Source organism: Paenibacillus sp. HWE-109, from assembly GCF_022163125.1.
Lineage (GTDB): Bacteria > Bacillota > Bacilli > Paenibacillales > NBRC-103111 > Paenibacillus_E.
In genome coordinates this window covers 8,047,161-8,069,499 of record NZ_CP091881.1, presented here as the reverse complement: position 1 = coordinate 8,069,499, position 22,339 = coordinate 8,047,161, and the positions used below count along the sequence as shown (strand labels likewise).

Below are 22,339 nucleotides of genomic sequence, written 5' to 3'. Positions count from 1 at the left end.
TTTCGAGAGACTATACTTATAGTGTGAGGTAATTTCTATTCATCTTAATTTACTCTTTGAAAATTCCTTTCTTCTATTGTTTCATTCACTTTTTTCACTTCAGAGTTAATAAAATTTATCTCTTTTATTATATTATTGGCAAAAGCTAGCCCCATTTTTACAGGCACCGCATTTCCTATCTGCATAGCTATTTGTTCCTTTGTTCCATTGAATACATAGTTGACTGGAAATGTCTGAATGATAGCAGCTTCTCTAGCAGAGATAGCTCTGTTTTGTTCAGGATGAGCAAATCTCCCTTTTGCGATACTTAAGCATCCACCCGTTAAGGTTGAGGATACTGTGTCATAATTCATTCTGCCATAAACATCTCCATATCCGACGTTTTCTTTATCCGGTTTATGGCAATTTAACCATAAATTCTCCGGCCAGTCTTTCCTCCCCCCGCCATTATGAGGTGTATGCTCAAGTCTAATTTTGTTTTCAGGTGATATGTTTTTCGAAAAATGTAAAGGATCTGTTACATGTGTTTCACCTGCTTGAATATGTGGCAAGTGTCTGATTACTTCTCCGAGAGAGACCCAAGGATTCTTACCTTCAGATTCATCTCCTTTTTTGGGGTTGTAGTGTGTAGTCTTTGGATATAAATTTTCAATAAATTCGCCATTATTAATATCCCTCCTCTTACCAATTAATACAAGTCTTTTTCTACGCTGGGGTACACCATAGTCAGCCGCATTGATTGTACTATAATGAATATCATATCCTGGAAAATTATTTCGTTTACGTTTTAATTTTGTAATAAAAGCATTAAATATCTGAGGATGTGATAGTATTCCAGGAACATTTTCAAATAATATATACTTAGGTGAAAAATAATGAACAAACCTTAAGTATTCAAATACAAGTAAGTTCCGTTCATCTTCCTCTTTTTCTTTTTTCTCATCTGGTTCTATCTCTGTTAAGTCATTGTCTGCCTTCTTTTTTTTATTTTTATAACTAAATTGTTTTGAGAATCCCTGACAAGGAGAGCACCCCGCTAACAAATCTAATTCTCGAGGTATGACATTGTAAATTCCAGCAAATTCTTGACAACTTATTTTGCGGATATCATCTACCCATACATGCTGTCCATGATTTCTTTCATATGTCGAAGCAAATACCTTGTCATACTCAATGGCCCCCTGTAGTTCAAAGCCAGCTGTCTTTAGCGCTTCGCTCATTCCGCCAGCCCCTGCAAACAAATCAATTGCAGTTGGTTTTTTACTTTTCAAAATTTTATTACTTGATACCTTAAGGTGCAGCATACTCAGTTCCTTCCTAGAGATTCCCTAAAACAATTGTTAGAAATCCTTAAAATTATTATATATATTTACAGATTTAGCTATTGAACCCAGAATAAATTCCTCAGTAATTTGATAGTAAGGCTCCTCTTCTGCTACTAGACCGTTAAATTGATTAAGCATGTAAAAATAAAGTTCTTCAGCGTTAGTATACATTACTTCACTATATTTATAAGAATTTGACCTTTTATGATATTCCCAAAGTGGAAGTTTCTTAGACTCCAAACTATTTTTCAATGTAAAAAAATCAATAACAGGAATATGAGTATTATTCAATTCTTTAAAATTAATTTGCAGTTCTTGGTAACCATTAAAAAAATAATGATTCATCAGTAAAAATGGAGCTACCTTCTTCTCATTCAGATTAATTCCCAGTTTATTACCAATAACACTTCTTTGTTCAGTATTCAATAACACTCGAGTACGCAATTCTAGTTGTTTATAACCGTCATAAACCTTGCCTCTGAGGTTATTGTAAGCTTCCATCATATTCACTGGTTTAATCGTTGCCTTGGCCTCAAATATAAATAAATAGTCCTCCAATATAAACAACCCATCAATCTCAGGGATATCATATTTATCATCCTTAGCAACTTGATATAAATTAATATTTAACTTATCAAAACATGCTTTAATTTGGTTCTCGAATAAATAGCCTTTTTTATCATTGTAATTTCCTATTATTTTAACTTCAGTAGAAAGAATTTTGTCAAAGCAAGACTCAGCAGATATATGTTCAATGAAATAAGGACTAACATAATATACATTGCTTGCTCGAATTAAGGGCTTAGAATGAACAACATGTGTTGATAACTGATGGTCATCGATATTAAAAGAAAGAAGCTCAAGTAAATCTTTTTCACGAGTGTTCAAACCAATCCTACGGAGTAATGCTTTTGTTCCAAGTTTTAATAGAATGTTTTTTTGCCCATCTTCAAATTTCAACTGTTGCTCGAGCATTAACTTCATTATTTTCTTATATAAATCTAGAAGCTGTTCTATTTTAAATATACCTTTCTTATATTCGAAATTATTACTTAGATCACCATATATCGGGTGCAAGATTTTTCTAACCTTATACAGTTCCATATCTACATATAGATCTTTATCCTTAGTTCCATCTAAATGAAGAAGTTCCTTAGACAGGGATTTAATAAATCCACTTTCCTTAAAGATATTTAATTCTTCTTCCTCGCTAATCTCATTATAATGATGCTGATAATTTAAGTCTCTATATATCTCGAATTTTCGCCAATATTCAATATTATGTGATTTTTTAAATACCTGTTCAACTATAACTTCTTCCACCTTATAGTTTTCTATTCTTTTTACTTTGGTTAGTTCCATCATCAAGGTGTTGAGATAGTCTTTCATTGCTCCTTTTTTAGAGATCCTTTTAACAAGTTCTTCACTCACTTTTGAATAATTATCATTCAGTTCTGTTTGTGGAAAAGCATGTTTTCTGATAACATCAATAAACTCATCCATACAATCCAGCACATGTTCAAAATGTGAGTTTAATATTTCCCGTGGATATTTTCGACCGTATAATTCTTCAAAATGATCTATACCATATTTTAAATGATCAATGTAACCAATTAGAGTTTCGATGCTTAAACCTTTTTTATTATTTATGTATATCTTTTCAATTTCCTCATCATATATGCTTTTTTTTTCCATCAAATACTCGATAAATACCAAATCCTCAATAATTTGATTGTCATAATTATCCGTATTCCGAACTGAAATTATTAGTTTTTGTATCTCTTGCTTACTCATTGCATTTATAAACCCGGTTTTCATAAATAATAGATGAAATCTCAAACCATTCATTAAATAATTATTCAATATATAATCAAAGAAAAAACTATTACCTTTCTTTAGCTCTTTTTTAAAATTATTTTCTAATTCTTTTAATATTTGCTTGTCAACAACTCTCACATTTTTTCTCCCTTTATGGTTTGATTAATAATTTATGATCTCAAGTTAAGGAAGAGATTCGACATTTAAAACTTATATCCTGCACCAGTTGCTCTAATTAGTAGGAGATCATTTAACCAAGTATCTATTTATATCAACAAGCATCTGTATGGCACATTCTAAATAAAAGACTACCTGATCAGGTAGCTCTTTATTTAATAATCTATTGTATTATTAATTGTGCCGCCGACTCCACATGCCTCGGATGAGGGATTATATTGCTATGGCGCTTCATGCTAAAACCCGAACCCACTTGCTGTTACTGCATTCTTCGAAATGCCCTTTAAGCTAGTCGCGGCAGTGAATGCAGCTTTCCAAGCGAACCAATATTGCCCTGTGTCAGCACTCGAAGATGATAGGTCGCAAAGCCGCGCCCCGGTATTCCATAGCGCGTCCACACGCCGGGCACTTCCGCAAGCGAAGCGGACTTCGTTACAGTTGCGTCCTTTGTCAGCTCCCGCTCCCACCGGAAGGACCAGATACCGTTCAGTCGAAGCGGTCCATCTTGGTTCAAGCTCCAATCCCTCAGATCCAGCACGCCGTCCTTCGCCCTTGTCTCGGCCCTGTGGAGAGTCAGTCCGAAAATGAGCAGCGCCAGCACACCGGTGAGAACAACGATTATCGCAAACAATGACGTAAATCTTACCCGCCGATTTAGGATCATAAACTCTCTTCACCTCCCGGCATAAGTAGATCTATCATAGCTCATGCACAGCGGCCGCGCCACGCTGCCTCATCCCCGAAGGAGAAACCCCATACCTCTTCTTCCACACCTTCGAGAAGTGCGATACGTTCTCAAAGCCTGTAGCCAAACAGACCTCCGTTATGGATATTCTTGAGTGGGTTAGCAGTTCCTTTGCCTTTTCTAACCGACGGTTGCGAATCCATTGAAATGCAGGCTCATTATAGATCTTCCGGAATTCCCGTTTGAAGGTGGATAAGCTTTTGCCGGACAAATAGGCCAGATCCTGAAGCGATACCGGGTTTAGCAGGTTCTGCTCCACCACTTCAACAATGCTTGTCGGACGCTGCTGCCTCAGCTGCAGGATTTGGTTCAATAACCCTTGGTCCGCATCCAATATATCAAAAAGAAGCTCCAGCATTTTCAGCTTAATTAATTCGTCTTGAATGCCCTCCGACTCTGCAAAATAGGGCTTGAGTGAAGCCATATAGCTTAACAGGCGCTCATTCACCGGATGAACAGTAGCCGCGGCAGGCGATACAGACTTGGAGGAAGGTAGACTGGATATTTTCATAAAATCATGAAGCAATTCATCCTTCAAAAAGAACATCATGTAGTCCAATACATGCCTCGAATCTGCTTCTCCATACTTCTCATACTCAACGACGATTCCTTTATGCAAGAGCGCCATTTCATTTTTCCTTACTGTATGTTCCTGATCACCGTACCTGACAATGTAGACCCCTTCCAGAACAACTAATAGAACATGCTCCTGCAGATACATTCTCCCCGTCTTGATGTCCGAATAGGCGCATGCCCCCATGACCGACAAACCTTTCATCTTCAAAACGCCAACACTGGCTAGACTCTGAGGCATTTTCACAGCCTTGCTTATTACGGACCCCATTCGTCTCACTCCTTATCTGAATACAAGATAACATGAAGTCACCATGGCAATCCAATAGGGAGTCGCTGGAATTCGATGTCCGTTAGCATGAGCCGAATTGACAAACAAAATGAGCCGTATAGCAAAGCTTTGATTACTCGGCTCGGTTACTATGAGGATAGAAGAAACGGATACAAACAAATTGAAAAAAGGTGAGGACAACATGGAAAATGTGAAAATACGATCCCTTGAAGAAGTTGCTGACCGTGATGCGATACGTGATCTCATTGATGCATATGCTTATTGTGCAGACACGAGGGATGCTGAAGGCCAAATGGCATTATTTACGGAAGATACTCTTTTTAGAGTATTTATGGATGAACGTCAAGCAAAACCATCCCAAATCGTTACCAGCAGGAAGGAATTATCACCTATTTTTGATAACCTAAATATGTATGTCTCCACCATGCATGTTAATGGCCAAAGTAAGATTATTTTATCTGGTGATACGGCAATTGGGACAACCTATTGTAATGCTCATCATTTAACAATCGATGGCGATGTCAAGAAATTAATGGTAGCAGCTATAAGGTATAACGACGAATTCATCAAACTGAATAATCAGTGGTTTTTCAAAAAAAGAGATCTCAAGGTTGCATGGGTTGAAACTAAATCCCTTAATAGCTAAAACACCGTTTAACGAGTGCCCTATACCGCGGACAAAAAAGTATGCCTACATCACCATCCATGGTGATGTAGGCATACTCCAGATTTACTACAGATTAATTAAATATTTTGAGAGTGTCTTTACTGCTTATCAATTGCTATTTCTTCAATTCACTCAGTAACTTTTTTAATGTAGCCTTCAAATTCCAGTTCTCCCCTTAACAACTATTGTCCGCTAAAACATTACGTTAACACATATATAAGAATTAAACCTACAATAAATAGGACGGTTCCAATTGATATTGGGATTTTCTTATCTGAGAAACCTGTTTTATCCACTATAAATTCCAATAGTATTACAATGACACTAGAAATAGCCACATTCCATATCGTTCCTAATACGAGATATTTAAAAGTTAATACGTAAGCACAGATGAAAAAAATAAAATTCAAAGGGTATTTTAACTTCAAAATATCATCTCCTTACTTTCATACAACATTATACCAAATACCCATCAGATTTTACATTATCCGATGGATATTTGGTATTTTTGAAATTATTATGGGTTTTTCAAACCATAAAGTGCAAGTGTTTCATCTGGCACTTTTGTACCTGTGTTCCAATAAGAAACATTCTTTGGAGTACTGTAGCTAGAGTCTGGGTATTCAACAGAGGCATTAACATACTCATAGTACTTCAATGTATCGTTATAAGATATTCCAAGTCTAAATTTATAGTAAACTTTTGGAAGGCTATTTAATTGAAAAGCAATGGAAGTTCCGATTGCTCCTGTCGTGCCACTCACCCAAAATCCTTTAATTTTATATCGGGCAGCAATACCATCTAGTAATACTTTAATAGATGCACCAATAGCTATACTTGTTTGGCCATTAACAAAAGTACTATCATAGCTTTCCCCAACAAGAGTATAGCTTCCATCAGGTACGGGTATTGAGTTTGTTGTTGGCGGTGAAACAGGAGCAGCCAAAGCCTGAATTGGAGAGAGTGCAGCAGTTAGAGCGATAATAGCAGAAGTTAATAATAGAGTGCTCTTTCTCATCTTTTGGTTTGTCATTGTAGCCATCCTTTTCAGTGTTTTTAGATTAGTTTCGTTCCATATTTAAAATGATTTGTAAATTTTAGCCAACTAATCTATTAGCATTATTACATATATTCCTTTTAATTGAACATAGGTCAAAAGAACTTTTACAAAATTTAGATCTTATAGTTCAAATCACCTATTCAGTTTATATATACCTATAAATACTTTAATTATTTATTACACTAAAGTAAATGATTGGAGATGGATTGAGAAAAGCTTTAGTATGGGATTAAGCCCGAGAAAACCTAGAAATATCAAGGATTTCCGGTTCCGCAGCGATGGATTCGGCGCTCCTTTCATAGCCCTTTTTAATAGCTTGGTGAGCAGAAAAAAGAGCGGGATCGGGAAATATGCTCCGGATCTCGCTCGAACGTTTTTGTTACTCTATTCTGGCTTTGTATGAAACTAAACCCCTAAACGTCCATTATCATTCCATTGACCATACATTTTGTTCTCTCTCGTATTCATTATGAATTTGTCCAATCTGCTCCTAAACAATTCCGGCTGATTCTTAATGCTTTGTATCGTATCGATCCGAACTCGTTTATATAGATCTGGGAATGCCATGAAATTATCGTACACTTGCTTTTCCTCTTTCAGCCTTTGCTCTATCTCTTCATCTATTCTAAAAGAATTGTGATCCATATCAGGAAGAACCCTTCTTCCTTCGTCTCTCATTAACCCCAACTTGTCGAGGCGGCGGACACGTTCTTTATTTAATTCCGTCCATGAACTTTTTTTACTTCTAGGAGACAACCGCTGAGCCAGCTCCGTGTCAGAAATTTTCTTTTTGACTCCATCGATCCATCCAAAGCACAAAGCTTCCTCGACCACGTCCAAATATAACAACGTATTCGGGGTAGGCGTCATGCTAACCACGACCCAGCAAAACTTCTCAGTCTTTCCATGTTCCTGCAGCCAAATCCTCACATCTTCTCTCGATTTTGCTGGAATCAGATTTTCAATTTCCATATACATGATCCTTTCTGAATTTTTCAAGTAAAAATATACAAGAAAAAATGGTCTTCAATTGCAAGACCATTCTCAAGATTGAGTTACTGTTTGTTAGAAATGACTTTATCAAGAAACTTATCTGCGTCACTATTGAATTTCCACGAAATCCCGAACTTATCAACCAGCATGCCAAAGCACGACGACCAAGGAGTATTGGATAACGGCATTATAACATAGCCACCCACCGATAAACGATTAAAGTATTCTTCTAGTTTTTGTTTATCATCGATGACTAGGCTAATCAGGACATTATTTCCTTTCACCAACTCACCTGTTACCGTCTTCATAGAAGGCAAAATATCGGACATCATGATTTTCCCGCCTCCGAATTCGATGGAAGACTCCATAATCATAGTTAACTCATTTTCTGGCAGTGGATAGTTTGGATCTTGTGGGATGTCGCTAAATTTAACTTTTTTCACTTCCGTTGCACTTAAAGCCTCCGAATAAAATTCAATCCCTTGCTCTGCATTTCCATCAAAGTTTAAATAGACAATAGCTGACATAAAGTAATACCTCCTTCGTGTGATAAATGTAGTATAATCTACAAAAGGTGACAGCTGTATGTCACCATTATCAAATTAATTAGAGGAGGGGGAACATATGGACAAGATTGAGAGACTTATTTCTATCATCATGATCTTGCTGAGAAAAAATATCGTTTCAACAACAGAATTCACGCAATTATTTGATGTGTCCAAAAGAACTATTCTTCGCGATATGGAAACACTGAGCCTATCCAACATCCCGATCTATTCTATCAATGGCGTTCATGGCGGCTACGGTATTATGGATGAATACAAGGTTGATAAACGTCTTTTAAGCAGCTCCGACTTAGAGAATATACTAACTGCGCTCGGCGGATTGGAACAAATTCTAATTAGCGAAGAAGTTGACATTACGATCAAAAAAATAGAGGCAATGGTTAGCCCCTTATCTCTGAAAAGTTCAATTCAACTCTCATTTTATGGTTGGGAGGGTCGGTCTGAAATTCTTCACACCTTGAGGACATTGCAAGAATCCATATTAAAGAGAAGGTTAGTTTCATTTGATTATATAGATAAAAATGGCACCGCGACGAATCGAATTGTCGAGCCCTATCAGCTTCATTTTAGCGAAACGAGTTGGTATCTGAAAGGATTCTGTTTACATCGTATGAGCTATAGAACGTTCAAATTATTTCGGATCGATAAACTTACTATGGATGACAAAACATTTAACCCTAGAGAATATTTAGTAGAACAAGAACGCGAAGCAAGCTATCAGCCGCAGCTAGTCGCTATTCAGGCATTGATTTCCCCTGGCATCCAAGATCAATTCATTGAAAGATACGGTCGAAAAAGTATTGAAAACTATAGTTCTGAATTCTTATTAGCAACAATTGATGTCCCTCACAACAGTACGGGATTTCAATTTCTAGCAAGCTTCGGCACAAATCTCAAAATCGTAGAGCCCCAAACCTATGTTGAAGACTTTCGGAATTATTTGAAACAGATGATGGATAACTATGCTTGAGAAGATCTTGATCTAAAAATCATATAACTGATCGCGGCCAAAACCCACACGCCAATGCCGCCATAGAGCATAACCAAGCCAAATCCGTGCACAAGAGCCGCGTGGACCACAGCTCCGGACGCATCCAGAGAGGACAGTTCTGGCACACCCTGCTTGAGAGAGGCAAAGTTTCCGGCAGCTATTTTCCCGGCCAAAGCCCGCAATTGCGTTGTATCGAGAGTCCCTGGAAGGGCTCCCCTCAAATAAGACAGGATGCCTTCCTGCAAAATGAATCCCATCACGGCGATGTTGATGGCTAGACTGATCAATCTGGCACTCATGTCTATACCGGAAGCCATGCCTGCGCGGGTAATCGGAACTGAGCCAGTAGTCGTGTTGGTCACAGGCGTGTTGGTCAAGCCTAGGCCGATACCAGCCAACAGGGAACCTGGGAGCATGGTCAGCCAGTTGGCGTGATCGCCTCCACTGCCATATTTCATCATAATGAAGCCCAGGCCGATGATGAAAAGACCCAATGGGATAACGATACGCGGCTGATAGCGCAGCGAAAGACGCTCTGCAAGTGGCGGGATCACCAGGGTAGGCAGCGCATAAGCCAAGAGAGACAGCCCGGCGGCTACAATGCCATAACCAAGACCGCTCTGAAAATAAATCGGCAAATAGATCATGAATGGCCAGAAACTGAAATTCATGCCGATGGAGCCAAGGATCGCGCCGGAGAAATTGCGTATCTTGAATACGGAAAAGTCGAACATCGGATGGGCGCTGAGCTTTTCCACAAAAAGAAAAATAATGAAGCTTGCTGCCGCTGCACCAAGAATGCTGATGGAGGCTATGCTGGTAAAGCCTAACTCTGCTCCTTGCGTGATAAAGTAGGCCAGACCAAAGACCGCCAACGAAAGCGTGACAATACCGATAACGTCCAGCTTTTTCGCTTGCGGATCACTGGATTCCTCCACACCCCCAAAAACAAGGATCAGCGTAAGGATGGTCAGCGGTACGTGGATCAGAAAAACCCAATGCCAGTTCCATGCAGCCACGATCATCCCCCCGATAATGGGTCCAAACCCGAGGCCGATCCCGAACACGATCCCCCATATTCCAAAGGCTTTGCTGCGTTCTCGTCCTTCCTGAAACCGATGCGAAAGAATCGCTATCTGGCAAATCTGCATCGCACCGGCACCCACACCTTGAAGAAACCGACTGACGATTAGAACCGATGTGTTTTGCGCCAAACCACAAATCAGGGATGTAACGCCAAACAAAACGAGGCTAATAATGAAAATGCGCCTCCTTCCATAACGGTCAGCTAGGGACCCCACAGCCATCAGAACCGTCGCACAGGCAATGGTGTAGGCATTCATAATCCATTGCATATCCTTAAGATTGCCATGCAATACCTTTTCCAGGGTTGGCAGTATGACTGGCACACTTGAAATTTCGAGACCGAACATTAGCGCGGACAAACATATCGCGGCCAATGCGATGATATGTTTACTGGAATCTTTTGTACCTGCCTTATTTAAATCGTATTTGCTCATTGCTTGCCAATCCTCTCTGACTTCTCATGTGTGAATCGCCTTATTCATGTGAGTGTTATTATATAATTTAAATCGTGCATTTTACATAACACATCAAATCAAATATGATGATTATACAAATAAATCAAAGTTATTTCATTCAAATACCTTAAATTTAAAGGAGCACACTCAAAGTGGATCATGTAGACAAACAAATCCTCTTCTATCTTCAGAACCAGGCAAGGATTTCAATGACTGAACTGGGTAAAAGCGTGGGCTTGTCCCAACCTGCTGTAACGGAACGAGTTAAGAGAATGGAAGAAAAGGGAGTAATCGAAGAATATCGTACCGTCATTTCTCCTGAAAAAATTGGAAAGCATGCGGCCGCCTATATATTGTTTCGGACTAGGGACTGCTTGGCATTTCTTGATTTTGTCCATGCCTCTCCCCATGTTGCCGAGTGTCACCGCATAAGCGGAGAACACAGTTATTTATTGAAAGTAGTGACAGAATCCACACGCACACTCGAAGAGTTTAGCAATCAGTGCGATAAATATGGAACCTATACAGTCCTGATTGTCATGTCTTCACCGATCGATCATAGTCTTCTAATTCATTCTCTCAAAGAAGCATAAGCACCCGAACGATTGCTGGATTAATCGCTCGGCTTCTTTTTTAACACTACCTCTCAATATTCAAATGATAATCGCCTTAAGATAGGCCATCGCGGACTGCAACATCAACAGAAACAGGTGAACCATCGTTAGTATCAAATTTTAGTATCCAAGTGCCTGCTTGATTGGAACCAAAATAGTGTTCTGTAGTAAGCTGGAATAAATATATTTTTCTTCTTTTCCAAAGCCATAAACTCCTCAAACACTAGCAGTCGTACCGACAACTCCGAGTCACCACACCCGTTGCGGATTGGAACAAATTCTAATTAGCGAAGAAGTTGACATTACGATAAAAAAATAGAGGCAATGGTTAGCCCCTTGTCTCTGAAAAGTTCGATTCAACTGTCATTTTATGGTTGGGAGGGTCGGTCTGAGATTCTTTACACCTTGAGGACATTATATAGATAAAAATGGTACCACGACGAATATAATTGAACAATTGATGTCCCTCACAACAGTACAGGATTTCAATTTCTAGCAAGTTTCGGCACAAATCTAAAAATAGTAGAGCCCCAAACCTATGTTAAAGACTTTCGAAATTATTTGAAACAGATGATGGATCACTATTCTTGAGAAGATCTAGATCCAAAAATCATATAACTGATGTAATCTTCATCTTTCAAACACATATAGCTTTCCGTTCTCTGGATAAGTAAATCCGGGGCCGTTGAACCCTCTTTTTCGCAGTTCTTTGCGCATTTCCCTCATAAGCGAGCCATGGCTTACAATCAATATGGATTGGTGTTTGTCGGTAACGATTTGATCCAGAAATTCGCTGAACCTCATCTGTGCCTTTCTGATTTGCTCCCGGCTTGCCTGATTTGTAAGTTGTTTGAGTTTTACCGCGACGGCCCACCATATAAAAGGCATTTTCAGATTTGTAGTAAACGTAGGCAATGGTATTTCCCTTAGTTTGCTGGACTCTACCACTTCTCCTTGGTAGGCTTCCTTCGCCGTTCGGATCGCTCTAAACATGTCGCTAGAGTAACATATTTCCCAATCAATACCACTTAAATCCACATCTTTTACAACAACGTCGGAGTTATCATAATCTGCGAACCATTTCGTCACAACTTCTTTCGACACTAACCTCTGATTCGGGTATGCTTGTTTAACTTCAAAGTGACGAAGAATTCCAATTTTCATACCAAAAACCTCCTTTCTGAGAAAGGCTGGTCTATCCTATGCCACAATTCACGGAACACGTCAATTAAAATAGTTGCACAAGCCACCTTCCAAAGAATTGGTCCAACTATTATTGTGTTTTTTCGCTTCTTTCATCGTAGAGAACTCAGAATGCGTGATCACAAGCTCCGTCTTTTTGTCCTTGCCGACAAAGTCAATCGTAACTAGCGTTTCCTCCGAACCGTCTCCTTCATTCACCCACTTCCAAGTAAACGATAGCTTTTCATGCGGAACGATCTCAACATATCGACCTTCTAAAGTATGAACCTTGCCATTCGGAGCTTTCATATGAAAAAGGTAGTTCCCTCCAAGTGAAACGTCCATTACTTCAATGGTCGTCGTGAAGCCCACCAGCCCCCACCATTGCTTTAACTGTTCTTCCTTCGTCCAAGCCATGAACACTCTTTCCTTGCTCGCGTTGTATACGTGATGAAGCTTAAGGAAAAATTTCTCATCCTGCATTGATATCATGAATAGTGCCTCCGTTAGTCTTCTTTAGATTGATTATCCAAAAAATGTTCAAGGTTGAACACTTGCGCAGTCCAAAACTTCCTCAAGTCCATTAACCACTCGTGAGCGTTTTCCACTACAGTTGGATTTAAATAATAAAACCGATACGTTCCTTCCTTGCGAACTGAAACTAAACCAGCCTTTTCCAACACCTTCAGGTGTTTAGAAACGGCTGGCAAGGACATTTCAAAGGGCTTAGCCAAATTCATGACCGTCATCTCTCCAACGGCCAAACGTCTTATGATTTCTCTTCTCGTCGGGTCAGAAAGTACTTGGAAAACATCGTTTAATAGTTCATCGTTATATTTAACCATACGTTTAAGCTTAGGTGGATTTTTATCTAATGTCAAGCAGATATACCGGATTAGAAACCTCAATTTCGTTGGCTCTTGTGTGCCATAATTAGAAGCTCCAAGCAACTTCGCGCGCTTGTTGAACTGCCTTTTCTTTAATCGCTGACGCATTATCGGGATCTACAGCCATACCTTCAACGAAGATGCTTTCAAAGCTAGGAACCTCAAAAAACTCCATAATGGCATTCAGGTGACGATGTCCCATTTCTAAGTCTGCGAGAGCTGAGCCAGGTGATAATACACTTCCACTTGCTTGAATGTGAACCGCCTTTTTATCTCTCAGCAAGCCAACCCGACCTATACCCGTAACGTATTTGAAAGTTTTGCCTGCTACGCAAATAGAGTCAATATATGCTTTCATCACGGGCGGAAATGAATAATTCCATATCGGATTTACGAATATATACTTATCCGCAGCAACGAATTGATCAACCAGTTCAACCAGACGACCTACTTTGGTTTTTTCTGCATCGGTCAATTTATCAAAAACAGTGCCAGCCCCAAGCTTGCCCCAACCGCTAAAAACATCAGCATCAAGTTCAGGAATACCCATTTTATATAGATCAAGATGTACAACTTCATCATTCGGATTGGCGGATCGGTAAGCCTGCACGAATTCTTTCCCTACTGCCATGCTATATGATATTTCATGATCATTCGGATTTGCTGTGATATATAATACGGTTGCCATGATTAAATTACCTACCTTCAATTTTTTTAGGACAAGTCATAAACATTTTCTCCAAGAAAACTCCTTCACCATTAACTTCCCAATAAACGATAGCCTAAAAAATCGCCTCCATTTCTTATCTCCCGAAACTAATCCAAACAATCAAGAGCACAATCTTGAACTGGTTGTTATTTAACCAAATGGTTATTTAACAACTAGGTTAAATATATAGCGGTTTTTATTTATTGTCAAGCAGCAGCAGACCAAAGAGGTGCATTCAGACATCATGTTCACTTCGCTCAATACGAACGAGCTAGGTTTCGCTCCCCGATTGCGAATAAAAAAATAGCCCCCCATTTTTTGGGGGAACACGGAGTTACTCCAGCTGCCTCGCGCAAAGGGAACTACAGGGCGCTATTCTAGCCAAAAGTGGCATTTCCGGTGGCTAAAGGGAACTACAGTACGTTATTTTGCTTTTTGCTGGGAAAATTCAGCGCTTTCGTGGAAATAAGACCCTGTAGTTCCGCTATGACCCTCACTTCCCTGCTTTTTGCCTAAATAGCGCCCTCTAGTTCTCTTAATTCACCCGCCCATTAGCTCAATGGCCCCTGCGGTCAAAACCTCACCCTACGGTAAAAAGTATTAGAACCACTAACGATAAAAACGACTGAATAAAAGGGCGGATTTTTAGCTCATCTACTAAACTAACATCCTCGCATCTTAACTCTATTTGAATATACTAGTAGAAAATAATGAAGGAGGTGTTGGACATGCCCTTTTCGACTGGCCTGATTACAAATACTAGAGCACTTGGTACTGCGGCATCTAATATTGTTTTAAGCACAAGAAATATTGATACTGTTAACGCGGCAACTGTTACATATCACATCTTTGCTTCTGCTGATTCAAGTGTATTTTATACTGCCTACATGTCATCGTTCATTGTCGATCCGAATTACTTTGACGTAAGAGAGTTTTTTATTGCTGGAAATGTTGCATGTGAAGTTCAAGTTAGTGTAAGTGATTCAACTAGTACGTTAATCTCCGTTTTTGGAATTGATGAATCCGGAAACCTAGTAACCAATCAAGGTAAACTTCAAGAAGACCTTTCTTTTATTACTAGTTTAAGTCCAGTGATTCTTTAGAAAAAGGTGAGTATAGCCCTAAGTTACTATTTAGGGCTTTTTCTATTTTCTTGAATGACGCTCCTGAAATTTTTCTGAAATGGTAATCTTGAATTTATAACTATTTTTGACCTACTGTTGCAAAGGAACAATATGGTAGGATAGTAAGATATTAAAATTTCTCCCTTTGGAGTTGGTATTATGCTTTCTGAAAAAGATTATGAGAAGATTGCGAAAGAAGCCTTAAGAAATTACTCGATTATTTGTAAAGACCTTCTTTACTTAGGGAAAAGTGATAATGTAACATTTCGAGTTAATACAAGTGATGGAAACTTGAAATATCTTATTAAAATCCATATTTCTACTGGTTCCAGTAAAACAAAAGATGTTATCGAATCTGAACTGATTTGGCTTGAAGCATTGGCTAGAGATACTAATTTAATTATCCCTAATCCTGTAAGAAATCTAGAAGGTGGGTTGATTACGGAAATATCAATTATTAACAATGAGGAAAAATTAAATGTGACTTTACATAATTGGGTTAATGGCGAAGTGCTTGGCAGGCAACCAACAAGTCATGAAACAACAAGTCTAGCCCTTTTAATGGCGGCTCTACACAAACATTCTATTCAATGGAATATTCCCGAGAATTTTAAAACACCAATTACAATTCGGATAATTTATTCTCATCACTTAGCCAATTAAAAAAACTGCTAAATTTAGAACTCATTACTACCGAAGAGTTTGCTTGTGTCGAAGAGTCAGCACAAAAAATTTCAAGTGTAATAGAAAGTCAAAAATTATTACAAAATAGTTGGGGAATTATCCATTCTGACCTTCATGAGAGCAATTATGTGTTTTACAAAGATAGCCCTCGACCTATTGATTTTTCCAATTGTGGTTATGGTTTCTATTTATTTGATATTGCTGAAACTTTTATGCATCTTTCATTTGAAAATCGGAGATTATTTATATCAACATATAGGAATGTTCATCAACTGCAAGAAAATTATATAGAGGTATTAGAAGCTTTTTTTATATGGTCTATCGTAAGAAATTTTGGTTTCCATTCATTAAATCCAAATGAACATAAATCTTTATCAGAAAATTTTCCGTCAGTTATTCAAAACTATTTTAAAAAATATCTTAAAGAAGAGAATTTCTTATTAAGCTAACTAATACAAAAAGAAGAAGGGTTCGGCCCCCCTCTTCTTACTATTTCCGCCAATCCATCTCCGATTAAATTGTCCTTCCTCACTAACAGTGAGCAACTCAATTGTGGTCTATAGTTTGCGATTGATGATATGAACGAAAGTATCCTTGTGCAGCAGCATCGCAAGTATAACTTGGTATCCAAGTATTAAATTTTGCAATAATATCATTATCAGACAACAATGATCTTCCTTGTTCAATTTCCTGCTGAATTAGTTCGATTTCACTATATGTTGTTATAAGTCAGCAACTCCTTTCGCTTTTGTTCTGCAACAATTTCAAGTGAAGCATCATCACTCTCATCCCAATTTCCAAAGATGAACTTACGTAATGATTCATTTCTTTTTATTTCACTTATTGAATAGAGCATCATACCAATTGGTCTGTTGGAATGGATAGTTTTTACTCCGTAAAATCTTACGACTATCCTTCGCCGATATAGCTGCTTAACTATACGGAAAGATTTTCGTTTTCCCACCGTATACCTATAATCTTGCTGTCGTGTACCCTGTAGTTCCCTATAAAGCAACAAACTGCTTTTCGTCCATAATATTTGCTCATCGTGCTTTCATCTGCTCAAAATTCTTTGTTCAACTGTCCAAGAAATTACATTGTCAGCCTTTTCCTTACTTCCTTCAAAAGTAAAATAATCATTACCTTGTTTTACAATAATGTTTTTTTCAGGCTTAGTATCATTAACAAACACATAGATGCTAGTGTATTGATATTTTGCTTCCACATAGTCGTTATTCGGCAAATATGATTTACCTTTGAATTTCATAGTAGATATTAAATCATTCATTCGTTTGTCTATTTCATCCAACCCACCTTTAACCCAGTCCACTTTTACATCTTTTGGCTGAAAGTCTTCTAGATTTCCTCTATCCTGTAAAGAAATAATAATTGCTCCTTTGACTTTAGGGTCACCAGGGTTAGAACATCCTGAAACTAAGACAATAGAAAATAGGATTACAAACCAAATTCTCAAATATCAGTCACCTCTACAATATGACGAAATAGATCATGTTTAAGATTTGTCAACAAATCATTCTTTCATCGTAGATTATATATTACAATTACACCACCTTTAAAAGATTGATTTTATTAGTAGCTTACCAAATCGCAGCAACACGCTGCTTTTCATCTTCATTTGATTCGTCAAAATGAAATATCCAAAACTTATAATTCTTGTTGTTTGGCTTAGAGAGCTCTACTTCAAATCATTCAAAAGCTTCTCAAACTTGTTGGGACTTAATATTTCGTGTGTGATAAACTTCCCATTATATAACAGACTAAAGGTTGTCCAAGCAGTTGGAGCCACTAGAGCTTCTTCTCTAGTTTGGATATGGTGGGTGTGGAATGCGAAACCTCGATTACTTGCAACATCCCTTAGTTCCTCCAAGACACCGACAGCAAAAGGACATTGAGCAGTATAGTAAATGTGGATACCCTCCGAGTCAGATGTATGTGTGACGTTAAATACTGGCGTAGGGGCTGAATCGCTCCATTTCAGAGTCATTAGCTCAAAGTAAGGTTCAGATTCATCAACCACTTCAAAACCCATGTATTCGAAGTAGTGCTTCTCACTCAGATAGGGGAGCTTCTTCTTTCCAACAATATGCACGATGCCATCCATCCCAAGCGCCATTGCATCTTCCTTACATTTGTCCAGCAAGTGTTTTCCATGTCCTTGATTCTTATATCTACCAGAAACCCATAGACAATTGACATACATATAGTTAGGGGCTAAGATTGGAACCCACGCTTTTTCCGCAGGAAGATATTCAATAAACACCTTTGAACGCTCATTCAGACGATAGAATACTAACCCATCATCCATACGATCCCTAAGCCATTTCTTTTTTTCGAGTACGGCCTGCTCATACTGCTTTGCACCCAATGCACAGCAAATGTGCTCACGATCAATATTTTGTTTCGTAATTTCTATATAGCTCATCCAACAACCCATCCTTTATCTTAAAAGATGAAAGTATTATTTTATCGCCTAATTAAACACCCAATACTTTCGTCTGATTCCAAAAGCACCAGCTAATCTGTATTCAATGTCATTCTTATCGCAAAAATCCTTATAATATTTCTCGATTTGCTCATTATAATAAGGTTCTTTACTAAGAATTTTTGATATCACTGGATTTGTGTCTCTGCCGTCCTTTTCACGATACAAAATAAAATATTTGTTTTATTTAATGTTCGAATGTGTTGATTTTTTTATATACCATTCTAAATTAGCCCTCATCTCATCGTCCAAGTCATTTACTAATTCGTTAAAAAAATGATCATCAATCTTATAATTCTTTCTGTATTTAATCATTACACGTTGAATTTCTTTCTCATCTATTGCAGAAAGATTACCACCTCTTACTCTTTTCCAGCCGCGATCCTTCATGAAACGTATTGTTATATCATTTTCTAATAACTCAGCTTCTTTTGATGTACATTAGCCCTGCATCAAATTTATCAATTAAATATTCATATTTATGAACTTTTGTCCACACTCTGGGATGAATATCCAATAAATCAACTACACACATGAAAGAGGGTTTCATTTACCACGCCAACAATTTTTTCCTGAGACGAGATCACATAAAACTTCTCTTTTATTTAGGCTGTGTTAGTTAACTCTGTTGGATTTCAATGAAATTAATCTTGGCTACAAAAGCCAAGCTGTTCCTCTTTTTATTGCATTTTGTTTTTCCATAAGGGATTATCAGTTACTAAAAACGTGTTAAATAATGAATCAAAATTCTCACCTTCAAGAGACAAAACAAGAACATAAGGTTCGGAAACCATTGATTCATATAATGTCTCCACTGGCTTTGATAATTCGTTTATGGATAACAATGAAATAACTTTATTTTTAACATTCTCAATTTCAGGGAAATCCTCTAAAACTTCATCTTCTAAGAAAAATTGAGATTTTAGCATTTCAGTTAATTGTCCATTTCCAGAGAACTTCAATAAATCTCTCCAATAAGGACAAGAAATCATTATACCAAGAAATTCCTCAAAGTTTTTTCCAACTTTCCCTGCTTGCCCCTCGGAACTGATAAAGATAACTGGTAAATCTTCCTCATCACCATATCCGTATAAAGCGAACGCACCACCAGAAGCATCTTGTGCTATAATAGTCGCTTTATCATCGACTTCAAAAAAATAATCTTTTGTATTTGAATTAGCTTCTACAATTTCAAAATCATAATATTCAGAAAGAAAATTTATTAGTTCAGTGTTTGAAACAATTTTATGATATATACTTTTAGTTCCCAAAATGTAAAACCTCCAATCTGTATAATGGCTAAGTTACTTGGTTTTGGAACTAATTCGTACAATTGCAATAATTCGTCAGTTCTATCTATATTCATTGTTCATGCCCCATTCTCCATACGTTTGAATGAAATTGCTCATTTAATTAAAGATGCTACTCACTTCTGAGCAGTAATCTGTAATAAGCTATATTTTTGTTACAATAATAAGCCCCGTTGACCAAAATAATTTTGTTATCACTAAATCTTCCCTAGTTTCAATATGGGATACCAATTCAACAACCTTCTGCTTATGACTGTCTCCCCATGATTCAACTTGCGTCAAATCGTCAATGATATACAATCCACCTTGTTTCAACATCTGCAACGTTTCATCTAGGAGATAAAACTTCCCAGGAAAGGTATCGGCAAAAATAAAATCATATACTTCTTTATCCTTGGCATCTTCTATAAACTTTCCACCATCACCTGTATAAAAACTCACTCGTGAATCACTAGCTAAATGTTTCTTAGCGATTGTATGTAAAGATTCCTCTTGTTCTACGGTTACTAATGTTGAATCTCTATCCATTCCATCCAGTATCCAGCTTGTGGAAACCCCTGCCCCTGTACCTAACTCTAAAAAGTATCCTCCCTTTTTTGAAGCCGCGAGGGTTCTCAATATAGTACCTGTTTGGTAATCACAAGATAGATTAAAGCCAGATTGTTCAACATCCTTTTGCAGCTTGTTTAGCATGCTTGGAACTTTGATATTATCGGTATCATTAAACATTTCTATCTCTCCCATCCCATTTGTCATAATCTTTTTGAATATTATAATGATGTTGTACCAACTCTTTCAAATAAAATCGTGCTTTCATGGTAAACACTTTATGAACCATCTCGCAATAAGAAGCCCCACTATCTGACTGACTTATATTGTATACTCTTATAGCTTACTAACTGCTATCACCATATTATATCACCAACTTACAAATTAAGGATATTAGTCTGGAAATAACGAATGTTGCTATTAACGTAAAAAAGCCCTCTAAAAGGGCTTTTCAACATCTAAAGTTGTTATCGTATCGTTACTAATAAAAAGAATACTTTTCTCAATGACATTAACTTTTATTATGAGAGGACAACCCACATTGACTTCTCACTCGTTGTTTCCTTTCCAAACCAACAGTGAGCAGCACTCCACATGTGTGGAGACGGTGAAAGGGATATATTATGTTCTACTTATTTTTATTGGCACCTCCAGTCATTGTTTTGCAATAATCTATTGCAAGCATCTTTAATAATTCCTAATGAAATATACTTTTCAATTGAACGTTGATAGCAACTCTTTATTAAGGTAAATTTACAATTCCCTTATTATGTAATTATATAAATATATATCTATTATATTGAAAAATATGGTACGATGTATCCGTTGTTAAATTTTGTAATTTAAAGGAGATGTTTAGTTTGAAAAAGAAATTGTTATCTTTGTGTACAGTTATTGGGCTTACCTTCTCACTTGCAAATGTTGCTCTTGCAGATACTCCCACGAATCCTTGGCACTTTGATAATAGGAGCATTACTTTTTACAACGATGGTTCTAATCCCACATATAAAGATTTTTGGTTTACAGGTGCTACTAGATGGACAAACGATCCTCAAAGCACTATCACAGTTCAAACAGGGTACCGATACGATTTTAGAGCTGGGAACACAGAGAATTCTAGTGCAACATGGGATGGTATTTGTTATACAAACTATAATTGGCTTACAGGAAATATATCGAGTACAAGGGCTTGGGTGAATACATATTTTACAACACAATCAAGGTATACCATCCCCATTATTAGTGCAATCGCAACTCATGAGCTTGGACATGCAGTCGGATTAGGCCACAATGATACTGAAGCTTCTGTTATGTTAAGTTACACATTCTATTCTAATGGAACTTTAGCAAGAACTTACGAATACCCCACTCCAGCAGATCTTCATTCTGTAAATAACAAATACGATGGTTACCCTTATGGAACTTCATTAACTGCTAAAAATGGAGAATCAACATCTGAAAAAAAAGGAGTACCTTCATTAGAAAAAGTAAAGAACCCTAAGAACAAAGAAAACGTGGTTATTATTGAGCCTTCATGGGCTTATAAATATGATAGTTTAAAAGACCTTGCTGATAGCGCAGACTTAGTAATTGAAGGTACTGTAAAAAAGAAGGATAATATGAAAACAACTTCGAAAAAGGAGTTAACTGAATACAGCACAGGCTCTAGTCTTGAAATAAAGAAAATTCTCAAGGGTGATCCAACATTAGAGAAAAAAGATATTGTTGTAAATCAATTAGGAGGAGAAAGCGAAAATACTCTATATTACTCTCATCACACAACACAGTTACAAGATAACCAAAATGTTATCATTTTCCTTAAAAAAATAGGCGAGAATAACTACATTCCAATTAACGAAGATGATAGTATTTTTGTAAGTACTGATGGTTCAGTTGATAAAGCAAATCAAACTAACCTAAGTACTGAAGGTGAAACTACATATCAACATTTAAACGATCAATCATTATTAACTAAAAGTGAAATCATTTCTAAAATGAAATAATTATCCATACTTCTCCCGAGACTAGC

Annotated in this window: 23 protein-coding genes and 1 pseudogene; 8 read left to right on the top strand and 16 right to left on the bottom strand. The window is 37.4% G+C overall.

What is annotated here, in order from left to right:
- Window positions 1–44 precede the first annotated feature (44 nt).
- The 4 genes from LOZ80_RS34825 to LOZ80_RS34810 form a co-directional block, all read right to left on the bottom strand.
- A complete protein-coding gene (locus tag LOZ80_RS34825; protein ID WP_238168803.1) occupies window positions 45–1,304 on the bottom strand; it encodes a DNA cytosine methyltransferase in 1,260 nt (419 codons plus the stop codon).
- 36 nt (window positions 1,305–1,340) lie between these two features.
- On the bottom strand, window positions 1,341–3,281 hold the full coding sequence (locus LOZ80_RS34820) for a hypothetical protein (RefSeq protein ID WP_238168802.1): 1,941 nt from the start codon (window positions 3,279–3,281) through the stop codon (window positions 1,341–1,343).
- A gap of 322 nt (window positions 3,282–3,603) precedes the next feature.
- Window positions 3,604–3,984, bottom strand: a complete 381-nt coding sequence (locus LOZ80_RS34815) for a hypothetical protein (protein WP_238168801.1) — start codon at window positions 3,982–3,984, stop codon at window positions 3,604–3,606.
- Between the two features lie 34 nt (window positions 3,985–4,018).
- Window positions 4,019–4,909 carry an AraC family transcriptional regulator gene (locus LOZ80_RS34810; RefSeq protein ID WP_238168800.1) on the bottom strand — a complete coding sequence of 297 codons (891 nt, stop codon included), beginning with the start codon at window positions 4,907–4,909 and terminating at the stop codon, window positions 4,019–4,021.
- Between the two features lie 202 nt (window positions 4,910–5,111).
- Here LOZ80_RS34810 and LOZ80_RS34805 point away from each other — a divergent pair, with 202 nt between their 5' ends.
- Complete coding sequence (locus LOZ80_RS34805) at window positions 5,112–5,576, top strand: nuclear transport factor 2 family protein (RefSeq protein ID WP_238168799.1); 465 nt, start codon at window positions 5,112–5,114, stop codon at window positions 5,574–5,576.
- Window positions 5,577–6,114: 538 nt separating this feature from the next.
- On the opposite strand, the gene LOZ80_RS34800 is transcribed toward LOZ80_RS34805, so the two are convergent.
- The 3 genes from LOZ80_RS34800 to LOZ80_RS34790 form a co-directional block, all read right to left on the bottom strand.
- Window positions 6,115–6,630 carry a hypothetical protein gene (locus tag LOZ80_RS34800; protein WP_238168798.1) on the bottom strand — a complete coding sequence of 172 codons (516 nt, stop codon included), beginning with the start codon at window positions 6,628–6,630 and terminating at the stop codon, window positions 6,115–6,117.
- Window positions 6,631–7,062: 432 nt separating this feature from the next.
- Entirely contained in the window at window positions 7,063–7,629 is a 567-nt protein-coding gene (locus LOZ80_RS34795; RefSeq protein WP_238168797.1) for a YdeI/OmpD-associated family protein, read from the bottom strand.
- An 83-nt stretch (window positions 7,630–7,712) separates the two neighbouring features.
- Window positions 7,713–8,177, bottom strand: coding sequence for a VOC family protein (locus tag LOZ80_RS34790; protein WP_238168796.1), 465 nt, complete (start codon window positions 8,175–8,177; stop codon window positions 7,713–7,715).
- A gap of 97 nt (window positions 8,178–8,274) precedes the next feature.
- Between LOZ80_RS34790 and LOZ80_RS34785 the strand changes: the two genes are divergently transcribed.
- Window positions 8,275–9,186, top strand: coding sequence for a helix-turn-helix transcriptional regulator (locus tag LOZ80_RS34785; protein ID WP_238168795.1), 912 nt, complete (start codon window positions 8,275–8,277; stop codon window positions 9,184–9,186).
- Here LOZ80_RS34785 and LOZ80_RS34780 read toward each other — a convergent pair.
- Complete coding sequence (locus tag LOZ80_RS34780; protein ID WP_238168794.1) at window positions 9,177–10,727, bottom strand: MFS transporter; 1,551 nt, start codon at window positions 10,725–10,727, stop codon at window positions 9,177–9,179. The genes LOZ80_RS34785 and LOZ80_RS34780 overlap by 10 nt on opposite strands.
- A gap of 173 nt (window positions 10,728–10,900) precedes the next feature.
- Here LOZ80_RS34780 and LOZ80_RS34775 point away from each other — a divergent pair, with 173 nt between their 5' ends.
- Both LOZ80_RS34775 and LOZ80_RS39630 read left to right on the top strand, forming a co-directional pair.
- Window positions 10,901–11,341 (top strand): Lrp/AsnC family transcriptional regulator, encoded by a 441-nt coding sequence (locus LOZ80_RS34775; RefSeq protein ID WP_238168793.1) that lies wholly within the window; start codon window positions 10,901–10,903, stop codon window positions 11,339–11,341.
- A 286-nt stretch (window positions 11,342–11,627) separates the two neighbouring features.
- Window positions 11,628–11,953: pseudogene (locus LOZ80_RS39630) on the top strand (hypothetical protein); the annotation flags it as partial.
- A gap of 39 nt (window positions 11,954–11,992) precedes the next feature.
- On the opposite strand, the gene LOZ80_RS34765 reads toward LOZ80_RS39630, so the two are convergent.
- Genes LOZ80_RS34765 through LOZ80_RS34750 form a run of 4 tightly spaced genes read right to left on the bottom strand, consistent with a single transcriptional unit; the run spans window position 11,993 to window position 14,119 of the window.
- The gene (locus LOZ80_RS34765) at window positions 11,993–12,526 is read right to left on the bottom strand and encodes a histidine phosphatase family protein (protein WP_238168792.1); all 534 of its coding nucleotides are present in this window, start codon (window positions 12,524–12,526) and stop codon (window positions 11,993–11,995) included.
- 60 nt (window positions 12,527–12,586) lie between these two features.
- Entirely contained in the window at window positions 12,587–13,036 is a 450-nt protein-coding gene (locus tag LOZ80_RS34760; protein WP_238168791.1) for an SRPBCC family protein, read from the bottom strand.
- A 14-nt stretch (window positions 13,037–13,050) separates the two neighbouring features.
- Window positions 13,051–13,425, bottom strand: a complete 375-nt coding sequence (locus LOZ80_RS34755) for an ArsR/SmtB family transcription factor (RefSeq protein ID WP_229757896.1) — start codon at window positions 13,423–13,425, stop codon at window positions 13,051–13,053.
- 52 nt (window positions 13,426–13,477) lie between these two features.
- Window positions 13,478–14,119: an NAD(P)H-dependent oxidoreductase gene (locus tag LOZ80_RS34750; protein ID WP_238168790.1), complete on the bottom strand. Its 642-nt coding sequence runs from the start codon at window positions 14,117–14,119 to the stop codon at window positions 13,478–13,480.
- Between the two features lie 749 nt (window positions 14,120–14,868).
- Between LOZ80_RS34750 and LOZ80_RS34745 the strand changes: the two genes are divergently transcribed.
- The 3 genes from LOZ80_RS34745 to LOZ80_RS34735 all read left to right on the top strand — a co-directional run bounded on the left by LOZ80_RS34745 (window position 14,869) and on the right by LOZ80_RS34735 (window position 16,397).
- Complete coding sequence (locus LOZ80_RS34745) at window positions 14,869–15,243, top strand: hypothetical protein (RefSeq protein ID WP_238168789.1); 375 nt, start codon at window positions 14,869–14,871, stop codon at window positions 15,241–15,243.
- Between the two features lie 180 nt (window positions 15,244–15,423).
- On the top strand, window positions 15,424–15,927 hold the full coding sequence (locus LOZ80_RS34740; protein WP_238168788.1) for a protein kinase family protein: 504 nt from the start codon (window positions 15,424–15,426) through the stop codon (window positions 15,925–15,927).
- 5 nt (window positions 15,928–15,932) lie between these two features.
- Window positions 15,933–16,397 (top strand): phosphotransferase, encoded by a 465-nt coding sequence (locus tag LOZ80_RS34735; protein WP_337951043.1) that lies wholly within the window; start codon window positions 15,933–15,935, stop codon window positions 16,395–16,397.
- A 605-nt stretch (window positions 16,398–17,002) separates the two neighbouring features.
- Here the strand turns inward: LOZ80_RS34735 and LOZ80_RS34730 are convergent.
- The 4 genes from LOZ80_RS34730 to LOZ80_RS34715 form a co-directional block, all read right to left on the bottom strand.
- Entirely contained in the window at window positions 17,003–17,422 is a 420-nt protein-coding gene (locus LOZ80_RS34730; RefSeq protein WP_238168787.1) for a hypothetical protein, read from the bottom strand.
- Window positions 17,423–17,644: 222 nt separating this feature from the next.
- A complete protein-coding gene (locus LOZ80_RS34725; RefSeq protein WP_238168786.1) occupies window positions 17,645–18,391 on the bottom strand; it encodes a GNAT family N-acetyltransferase in 747 nt (248 codons plus the stop codon).
- Window positions 18,392–19,131: 740 nt separating this feature from the next.
- The gene (locus LOZ80_RS34720) at window positions 19,132–19,722 is read right to left on the bottom strand and encodes a hypothetical protein (protein WP_238168785.1); all 591 of its coding nucleotides are present in this window, start codon (window positions 19,720–19,722) and stop codon (window positions 19,132–19,134) included.
- Window positions 19,723–19,905: 183 nt separating this feature from the next.
- A complete protein-coding gene (locus LOZ80_RS34715; RefSeq protein ID WP_238168784.1) occupies window positions 19,906–20,490 on the bottom strand; it encodes an O-methyltransferase in 585 nt (194 codons plus the stop codon).
- Between the two features lie 680 nt (window positions 20,491–21,170).
- On the opposite strand from LOZ80_RS34715, the gene LOZ80_RS34710 reads away from it, so the two are divergent.
- A complete protein-coding gene (locus tag LOZ80_RS34710) occupies window positions 21,171–22,313 on the top strand; it encodes a matrixin family metalloprotease (RefSeq protein ID WP_238168783.1) in 1,143 nt (380 codons plus the stop codon).
- The last annotated feature ends 26 nt before the right edge of the window (window positions 22,314–22,339 follow it).

Bases quoted from the DNA above. Each gene is read 5' to 3' on its own strand.
- LOZ80_RS34765 (WP_238168792.1), bottom strand. From the start codon at position 12,526: ATGAAAATTGGAATTCTTCGTCACTTTGAAGTTAAACAAGCATACCCG.
- LOZ80_RS34810 (WP_238168800.1), bottom strand. From the start codon at position 4,909: ATGGGGTCCGTAATAAGCAAGGCTGTGAAAATGCCTCAGAGTCTAGCC.
- LOZ80_RS34805 (WP_238168799.1), top strand. From the start codon at position 5,112: ATGGAAAATGTGAAAATACGATCCCTTGAAGAAGTTGCTGACCGTGAT.
- LOZ80_RS34790 (WP_238168796.1), bottom strand. From the start codon at position 8,177: ATGTCAGCTATTGTCTATTTAAACTTTGATGGAAATGCAGAGCAAGGG.
- LOZ80_RS34815 (WP_238168801.1), bottom strand. From the start codon at position 3,984: ATGATCCTAAATCGGCGGGTAAGATTTACGTCATTGTTTGCGATAATC.
- LOZ80_RS34800 (WP_238168798.1), bottom strand. From the start codon at position 6,630: ATGACAAACCAAAAGATGAGAAAGAGCACTCTATTATTAACTTCTGCT.
- LOZ80_RS34760 (WP_238168791.1), bottom strand. From the start codon at position 13,036: ATGATATCAATGCAGGATGAGAAATTTTTCCTTAAGCTTCATCACGTA.
- LOZ80_RS34740 (WP_238168788.1), top strand. From the start codon at position 15,424: ATGCTTTCTGAAAAAGATTATGAGAAGATTGCGAAAGAAGCCTTAAGA.
- LOZ80_RS34715 (WP_238168784.1), bottom strand. From the start codon at position 20,490: ATGTTTAATGATACCGATAATATCAAAGTTCCAAGCATGCTAAACAAG.
- LOZ80_RS34795 (WP_238168797.1), bottom strand. From the start codon at position 7,629: ATGGAAATTGAAAATCTGATTCCAGCAAAATCGAGAGAAGATGTGAGG.
- LOZ80_RS34780 (WP_238168794.1), bottom strand. From the start codon at position 10,727: ATGAGCAAATACGATTTAAATAAGGCAGGTACAAAAGATTCCAGTAAA.
- LOZ80_RS34750 (WP_238168790.1), bottom strand. From the start codon at position 14,119: ATGGCAACCGTATTATATATCACAGCAAATCCGAATGATCATGAAATA.
- LOZ80_RS34825 (WP_238168803.1), bottom strand. From the start codon at position 1,304: ATGCTGCACCTTAAGGTATCAAGTAATAAAATTTTGAAAAGTAAAAAA.
- LOZ80_RS34745 (WP_238168789.1), top strand. From the start codon at position 14,869: ATGCCCTTTTCGACTGGCCTGATTACAAATACTAGAGCACTTGGTACT.
- LOZ80_RS34785 (WP_238168795.1), top strand. From the start codon at position 8,275: ATGGACAAGATTGAGAGACTTATTTCTATCATCATGATCTTGCTGAGA.
- LOZ80_RS34725 (WP_238168786.1), bottom strand. From the start codon at position 18,391: ATGAGCTATATAGAAATTACGAAACAAAATATTGATCGTGAGCACATT.